Origin of the sequence: Nostoc cf. edaphicum LEGE 07299 (assembly GCF_015207245.1) — a bacterium.
Taxonomy (GTDB): domain Bacteria; phylum Cyanobacteriota; class Cyanobacteriia; order Cyanobacteriales; family Nostocaceae; genus Nostoc; species Nostoc edaphicum_B.
Genome location: NZ_JADEXF010000174.1, coordinates 1 through 6834 on the forward strand (window position 1 = coordinate 1; position 6834 = coordinate 6834).

At 44.2% G+C, this 6834-nt stretch carries 9 protein-coding genes and 1 pseudogene; 1 reads left to right on the top strand and 9 read right to left on the bottom strand.

What is annotated here, in order from left to right:
- Positions 1-121: 121 nt before the first annotated feature.
- Positions 122-829, top strand: coding sequence for a Uma2 family endonuclease (locus IQ229_RS07255; protein WP_194042523.1), 708 nt, complete (start codon positions 122-124; stop codon positions 827-829).
- 82 nt (positions 830-911) lie between these two features.
- On the opposite strand, the gene IQ229_RS07260 is transcribed toward IQ229_RS07255, so the two are convergent.
- The 9 genes and pseudogenes from IQ229_RS07260 to IQ229_RS07300 all read right to left on the bottom strand — a co-directional run.
- Positions 912-1109 (bottom strand): DUF6887 family protein, encoded by a 198-nt coding sequence (locus IQ229_RS07260; protein WP_069070282.1) that lies wholly within the window; start codon positions 1107-1109, stop codon positions 912-914.
- The gene (locus IQ229_RS07265; RefSeq protein WP_176726997.1) at positions 1093-1284 is read right to left on the bottom strand and encodes a DUF6888 family protein; all 192 of its coding nucleotides are present in this window, start codon (positions 1282-1284) and stop codon (positions 1093-1095) included. Before IQ229_RS07265 ends, IQ229_RS07260 begins: the two co-directional genes overlap by 17 nt.
- Before the next feature lie 69 nt (positions 1285-1353).
- The gene (locus IQ229_RS07270; protein WP_194042524.1) at positions 1354-2943 is read right to left on the bottom strand and encodes a glycoside hydrolase family 57 protein; all 1590 of its coding nucleotides are present in this window, start codon (positions 2941-2943) and stop codon (positions 1354-1356) included.
- A 461-nt stretch (positions 2944-3404) separates the two neighbouring features.
- Positions 3405-3518, bottom strand: a pseudogene (locus tag IQ229_RS07275) (ribosome small subunit-dependent GTPase); the annotation flags it as partial.
- Positions 3519-3571: 53 nt separating this feature from the next.
- Positions 3572-4141 (bottom strand): Uma2 family endonuclease, encoded by a 570-nt coding sequence (locus IQ229_RS07280; protein WP_194042526.1) that lies wholly within the window; start codon positions 4139-4141, stop codon positions 3572-3574.
- Between the two features lie 44 nt (positions 4142-4185).
- Entirely contained in the window at positions 4186-4947 is a 762-nt protein-coding gene (locus tag IQ229_RS07285; protein WP_194042527.1) for a Uma2 family endonuclease, read from the bottom strand.
- Positions 4948-5043: 96 nt separating this feature from the next.
- Positions 5044-6159, bottom strand: coding sequence for a small ribosomal subunit biogenesis GTPase RsgA (gene rsgA / locus IQ229_RS07290; RefSeq protein ID WP_194042529.1), 1116 nt, complete (start codon positions 6157-6159; stop codon positions 5044-5046).
- Positions 6156-6413 carry a sulfurtransferase TusA family protein gene (locus IQ229_RS07295; RefSeq protein ID WP_194042531.1) on the bottom strand — a complete coding sequence of 86 codons (258 nt, stop codon included), beginning with the start codon at positions 6411-6413 and terminating at the stop codon, positions 6156-6158. The genes rsgA and IQ229_RS07295 overlap by 4 nt, the downstream gene beginning before the upstream one ends.
- Positions 6413-6834, bottom strand: a 422-nt coding sequence (locus IQ229_RS07300) for a DnaJ C-terminal domain-containing protein (protein ID WP_322743951.1), incomplete at its 5' end; no start/stop codon positions are given. The genes IQ229_RS07295 and IQ229_RS07300, both read right to left, overlap by 1 nt.

Below are 6834 nucleotides of genomic sequence, written 5' to 3' on the forward strand. Positions count from 1 at the left end.
GTGCTCAATGAAAGCGACTGTAATTTGGAATTTTTGGTGATTTCACAGCCACCAAGTCATGGCGATAGGATTTTGAGCGATATTATTGAATCTAGCCCTAGTTGAGTTGAGGGATTTGCCCATGACAGCCTCAGTAGAGTATATCCCCATTACCCCGATTGAGTACCCAGATGAGGATGGTAAGCCGATGGCTGAAGGAGATATCCAGTGCAGTTACTTGACTTATGCAAGAAATGCGCTAAAGATTTACTTTCAAAATCATCCAGATGTATACGTTGCTGGTAATCTATTTATTTACTACGAAAAAGGTTATCCAGAATCGGTTGTCGCTCCAGATGTATTTGTGGTGTTTGGAGTGGAAAACCGTGACAGACGCTCTTACAAATCATGGGAAGAAAATAATCAAACCCCAGATTTTGTTCTAGAGATTACCTCAAAAAGCACCCGCAGCAAAGACCAAGGTGCAAAGAAAGGAATTTACGCCTTTCTGGGAGTGCGTGAATATTTTCAATATGACCCCACTGGCGATTATCTCAATCCCCAACTTCAGGGTTTACAGTTGGTTGATGGAAATTATTTCCCAGTGGCAACCAATACCCTACCAGATGGTACAGTCTCCCTATCCAGTGAAGTTTTAGGGCTAGAGTTACGCTTGGAGGCGGGAAAATTGCGTTTTTACAATCCAGCGACTGGTCAAACACTGCTAACTCATGAAGAGGAAGCAGCTGCACGACAAGCCGCAGAAGAGGCTCGACAGCAAATGGAGCAAAAAGCGCAAAGATTAGCTGCTAAACTCCGAGAATTAAATATCGATCCAGATAGCCTTTAGCTAAATCCGGCAGTGTTAATAAAACAATAGGGTGAGTATGATTTACCCACCCTAATTATGCTTACTGAATTAGACAATAATCTCAAAGTTCTCCATTAATCTTGCGCCTGATGATTTCCATCTGGGCTTGCATATCAGCTTCTGTCACAGGCATGGGATAGCCTTTAGAATTAGGGTCACGTTTGCTCATTAAAAAACGTAGAGCTTCAATGTCTTCGCGGTTTTCGACGACATAGGCTCTCAACTCTGTAAAACTCATTTGCTCATAATTCTGGTTCATTGACAAAATCCCAGATTCCATTACTTAGTACAATGACTTGGAGTTCATCTCCAGCCAGGATGTAAACTTGCCCGGTTGTGTCGTCAAATCGAAATAAGCGGATATCTTTGTAAAGATTTGACAGCATTTGACAAACTCGTACACAGGCTAAGGCTTGCTCTGTTGTTGGTAAAATAAACGCTCCTCACTACTAATATAGGGTGAGCAATGCCCACCCTACTGCTGTTGATTATTTTTTGTGAGACTATAGCGGACGGTAGACACGATAGTTGATTTCAGGGAAGATATTATCCATTAACTCAACTTTTTCCAGCCAACCGCTGTCAATTTTGCCGATTTTAACGTCTTCGTAGAGCTTATTGAACCGCATTAGGTGCGATCGCGTCCGTCTAACTGCATAGGGTACCATCGTTCCTGTCCGCATAATAAATGCCCAGTCGGAAGATTGTGCTAATAACAATTCCCGCGCTGCTTGGTTCAATGCTTTCCACCCCAACTCATCTTCTGGTTCCAGTTGCGAGATTTCAATCATCCGTTCAGCAGCTTTGTGCAAATGCGGATAAACCCAGGCGTTCGTCTCATTCAACCAATACTCGTGGAAACCCTTGAAACCCCAACTCGACTGTGAAGGACGACAAACTTGCTGCGTCGGCTGCTCCCGCAAATAGTCTGCTAAATGGGTCATTTGATATGTTCCTTGGTCATACCATGATTTGCGGAATAGGTAATCAATGAACCAAGGGCCTTCATACCACCAATGTCCAAATAACTCTGCGTCATAAGGCGAAACGATTACTGGCGGTCGCTGCATTATACCATAAAGATGTTCAGATTGCCGCTCTCGGTTATACATAAAGTTAGCAGCGTGTTCTGCTGCCTTTTCCCTAGCCCAATAAGGATCGTAGAGCGCCTTATCTGATAAACCTAAACCCCGCCCAGTAATTTTGTGATACTTAATGCCCGTATTTTTCCGCTGACCATTGGGCATAATGTAGGGCTTGATGTACTCATATTCTGCTTCCCAGCCCAAATCTTTGTAAAATTCTCGATATTCCGCCGCCCCAGGATAGCCCACCTCAGAAGACCATACCTGTTGGGAAGATTCATGATCTCGACCAAAGACTGCAACACCAGTTTCTGTATAAATTGGGGCATAAGTGCCAAAGCGCGGACGGGGACGAGCGTAAAGGATGCCATGCCCATCAGTGAGGAAGTAGCGTAACCCAGCATCGGCTAGCATCCGGTCTAAGCCTTCATAGTAGGCGCATTCCGGCAACCAAATGCCTCTGGGTGCTTGTCCAAAGGTTTGTTCGTAATGTTCGCAGGCTACCTGAATTTGCGCCCACACTGCTTGTGGATACATTTTCATCAACGGTAAATAGCCGTGAGTAGCGCCGCAAGTGATGATTTCCAGGTTGTTACTGTCTTGGAACTTCTTAAAAGCTGTCACCAAGTCCCCGCCGTAGCGTTCCCATAGCTGACGCGCTTCGCTAAATTCAGTCGCGTAATGTTCGGCTAAATAACGAAGATGCCCGTTGTTGACATTATGTTCTGCTTCTAGTGCTATAAGTTCTTCTAGTTGAGCTAAGTGTGCTTCGTAGCGTTCTTGAAGCAAAGGATCGCGAAGCATTGACACTAAAGGGGGTGTCATACTCATCGTGATTTTAAAGTCGATACCGTCTCGCTTTAAGCCTTCAAATACTTTCAATAAGGGGATGTAGGTTTCTGTGATGGCTTCATAGAGCCATTCTTCCTCCAGCACGTAGTCACTTTCCGGGTGACGAACGAAGGGCAGATGTGCGTGGAGTACAAGCGCGACGTAGCCGATAGACATAGTGATTTTGGGGTGATACTTGTAAGTTGAAGGTGGAGAGGTTTGGCTGAAATTAACAATATTTTAAGACTTTATGGGGATTGTAAGAATAGTTTTCAATTGAGTTAATTACAGTGCTTGTCAGGGCACAACATTTGTTATTATGCCTCCATCACCTTTTGTTGTTAACTAGTTGTAATATCTGCCTATTTGTTTATTGTATAATCCGCACTGAAAATATCCATTCCGGTTCAAGACCTTTAGCCCGTAAGCATTCTGCTAATTTTCCAGCTAACTCGCCTCAACAATTCAAGGTGCGTTAGCCTACGGCGTAACACACCCTACTTAAAGTTTATATTTCTTCACATACATTGAATTTCGATCGCCGACTTACTCAATTGCGGGTTTGCTTCTTCTCCCGGCAATATTCTGGCTTCATGTGCACTTCTGTGGGAAACTCATGTTGGTTAAAAAAACGTCATTTATAACTGAGTCTTCTGAGAAATCTGGCAGTATTTTTTACTTTCTAACTTGGGTTCGTACTGGCTCTGCCGCAATGCACTAGCTTGTTGGTGCAGCTGAGTTTGATGAGCGATGCCTACGGTGGTCACTGAGCCAAGTCGAAGTGCGGGCTACGCCTACGCTAGAATTATACAAAAAAACGCTGAACTCGAACGCCGAAACCTGGTAACAATGGTGACGTGATTTCGTCATCAGCCAGCAAGGTTGCGATCAGTTTTAATTGGGCAGCTTCTCGGCGATAAACTTCTAGCTGCTGTAATTGCCAATTTGCAATCCAATATTCTTGGACTCCTGTGGATGAGTATAGTTTTAGCTTGGCTTCTCGATCTTTACGTTCGTTAGTTGTCCCAGGAGAAAGCACTTCCACAATGAGTTCTGGCGCTCCTCTCAAATGCCCTTCATCATCTAGCAATTGTGCTAAACGGTCATGACTAATCCAAACTACATCGGGTATGACATTATCGGCATCTGTAAAAATTATACCGGGAGTTTGACGTGTTTCCCCCAGCTCACTAGAGCGAGACCAAATTTGTAATTCTAAGCATATATTGCCCGCAGTGCCTTGATGTTTCCAGTGAGGCGCTCTTGTCACAAATAGTTCTCCGTCAATAATCTCATAACGCTTCCATTCGTCAGTTGCAAGTAATTCTAAGTCTGAGGTTGTCCAACGGACTCGATCAGATATTGTTTGGTTCATAGGACTATTTTTCTATACCTAGTTTAGAGATAAAATTCTATTTTTCAGAATATTTGCTCAGGATCAATACCTACGCTTCGCAAGCGTTCCGCCAAGATTGCAGCCCGTTGACGTTCTTGTTCTAGCTCTTGATTTGTTTGCTGTAACTGTTGGTTTGCTTGCTGTAACTGTTGGTTTGCTTGCTCTAATTGTTGAGTTGATTCTTCCTCTGGCAACATCACCAGCTGCCCATCTGGGGTAAAAAAGCGTAATTTGCCCAAATATACTGCCAAATACAGCCCTAATTGCTGACTCCACAACCAACCATACTCAGTGGGTAAAAGTTCTTGGTATTGTCCATCAACTATGTGAAATCCCTGTAATTCTAGGTTATTTGGGTCAAACCAAAAGTAATCTGGAGTGCGAAATGTATTCTGGTATATTTGTTTTTTCAAACCTTTATCAACCGAGGCAGTGGAATTAGATAATAGCTCAATAATCACATTGGGGTATTTGCCATCTTCTTGCCACACAACCCAGCTTTTGCGGTCTTTTTTTTCTGTATCTAAAACCACAAAGAAATCCGGCCCTCGAAATTCTTCTGACTTTTTCTGATTGGGACTGAAATAGATTGTCAGGTTGCCGGTAGCATAAAAATCCTGACGATCGCGCCACCACCATTTAATCAGGCGGATAAGCAAATCAATTTGTTCGCGGTGTAAGTCAGATTCCAAGGGGGGTTCGTCACTAAAGATATCACCTGGTGGGAAAATTATACTCTCAGTGACATCTTCTAAACTAGTGGTGACAGCAAGGGGCTGAGACATACAAGATAGTTTTTATGTTTGTCTCTATGCTATCGTGACTAACCTTTGCATTATGAGTGTGTAGGCGCAGCCCGTTCGTTGTAGACATCGCACTCCTTATTCCTCATCCCGATATAACTCTTGCAAGTCTTGTAACTGAGTCTTCCGGGAAATCCGGCGATATTTTTTACTTTCTAACTTGGGTTCGTATTGACTCTGCCCTTTGCCTTTGCTTTTTAACTTCATGGTGGATTCTGGATCGGCTTGTTGGTGTAGCTGTGTTTGATGAGCGATCGCAGCGTCCAAAAATTCTAAATAATGTTCGTATCGTTCCCAGTCTCCCCGCACCACACACTCAGGCTCGTCTCGATGCAGACAATCACTAAACCGACAGCTAGCAACTGCTAACCGCTTTCTGGCTTCTGGGAAATAATGGATTAATTCTTCTGGTACACAATCCATGTCCGGCTGATTAAAACCGGGAGTGTCTGCCAGTAAACCACCACTAGGCAACTCAAATAATTCTATATGGCGAGTGGTATGACGACCACGAGCCAGTTTACCAGAAACTTCTCCGACTCGCAGCTTTGCAGAGTCAATCAGCGTATTAATCAGACTGGATTTACCAACGCCGGAAGGCCCAGCGATTACGGTAATTTTATTGCTTAGGTATTTTGCTGCTTGGTCAGTATTAATACCATCTTTAACACTGATAAATATCGGTTGATAGCCCCAACCAAGGAGGCGATCGCTAACTTGTTGTTGTTCCTGCGGTGAAATTAAATCACTTTTATTCAAGCATAAAAGTACATCCAAGCCAGTAGACTCAGCTTTAATCAGAAACCGACTTAGCTGATAAGGTTCCAAAGGTGGATCGGCAACGGCAAATACCAAGAGGATTTGGTTGACATTGGCGATCGCCGGACGATCTAACTCACTTTGGCGGGGTAAAACCTCAGCGATCGCACCCCGTCCTCCAGCCCAATCTGGCTCTTCTACCACAACGCGATCGCCTACCATCACCTGTTGTCCAATTTTTTTCAGACGTGTTCGCCGAGTACAAAGCAGCAGAGGAGGCGAGGGCAAAGAGGCATTTAAATCCAGTTTCTCCTCTGCTCCCCTGCTCCTCTGCTCCCCTGCCTCTTGCTCCATCTGTACTCGGTAAAAATTAGCCTGTACAGCCACCACCGTACCCAATAACTGTCCAGTTACGTCAAAATTTTCCCCTGTCATTGGCTAGCAGCTGGACGGCGCACTAACAGAGAAAAATAATTAGTGCAGTCTGTAATTTGTTCAACCTGATAACCTGCCATTGTCAAACTATCAGGAACCTGCTCAATCGGCTCACCAGGGTCTAGCCAGACTTCTAGCAAACCTCCCAATGGCATTTTCTCTAGACGTAGTTTTGTCCGCACGAAATTAATCGGGCAAGGGGTGCCGCGTAAATCAAGTTGAGCATCGGGAGTTAAAACAGAAGAGGGCATCATCACTTAAATAAATTTCCCAAAAATCCTTCTAGACCGCCTTTTCCAGTGCGATCGCCCTTAATTTTAGCTAGCTTCTCCAGCAGTTCCCTCTCCTCTGGGGTGATTTTATTGGGAATATCAATTAATACGTTCAGCATGTGATCCCCACGACTTACGGGATTACCCAAGCGGGGTACGCCGCGATTTTCCAACTTCATCACTGTATTCGGCTGAGTTCCAGCTGGAATGATTAGTTCTACTGGCCCATCTACTGTATCTACCTCTAACCGACAACCTAAAATCGCTTGCAAGTAGCTAATTTTGATTTCCGAAAGAATATTAATCCCATCTCGTTGAAATTCCTCATCCTCATTTACGAACAAGTAAACGTATAAATCCCCAGGAGGGCCACTACGTTGACCAGCATCTCCTTCACTAGAAA

Bases quoted from the DNA above. Each gene is read 5' to 3' on its own strand.
- IQ229_RS07295 (WP_194042531.1), bottom strand. From the start codon at position 6,413: ATGATGCCCTCTTCTGTTTTAACTCCCGATGCTCAACTTGATTTACGC.
- IQ229_RS07255 (WP_194042523.1), top strand. From the start codon at position 122: ATGACAGCCTCAGTAGAGTATATCCCCATTACCCCGATTGAGTACCCA.
- IQ229_RS07285 (WP_194042527.1), bottom strand. From the start codon at position 4,947: ATGTCTCAGCCCCTTGCTGTCACCACTAGTTTAGAAGATGTCACTGAG.
- rsgA (WP_194042529.1), bottom strand. From the start codon at position 6,159: ATGACAGGGGAAAATTTTGACGTAACTGGACAGTTATTGGGTACGGTG.
- IQ229_RS07260 (WP_069070282.1), bottom strand. From the start codon at position 1,109: ATGAACCAGAATTATGAGCAAATGAGTTTTACAGAGTTGAGAGCCTAT.
- IQ229_RS07280 (WP_194042526.1), bottom strand. From the start codon at position 4,141: ATGAACCAAACAATATCTGATCGAGTCCGTTGGACAACCTCAGACTTA.
- IQ229_RS07270 (WP_194042524.1), bottom strand. From the start codon at position 2,943: ATGTCTATCGGCTACGTCGCGCTTGTACTCCACGCACATCTGCCCTTC.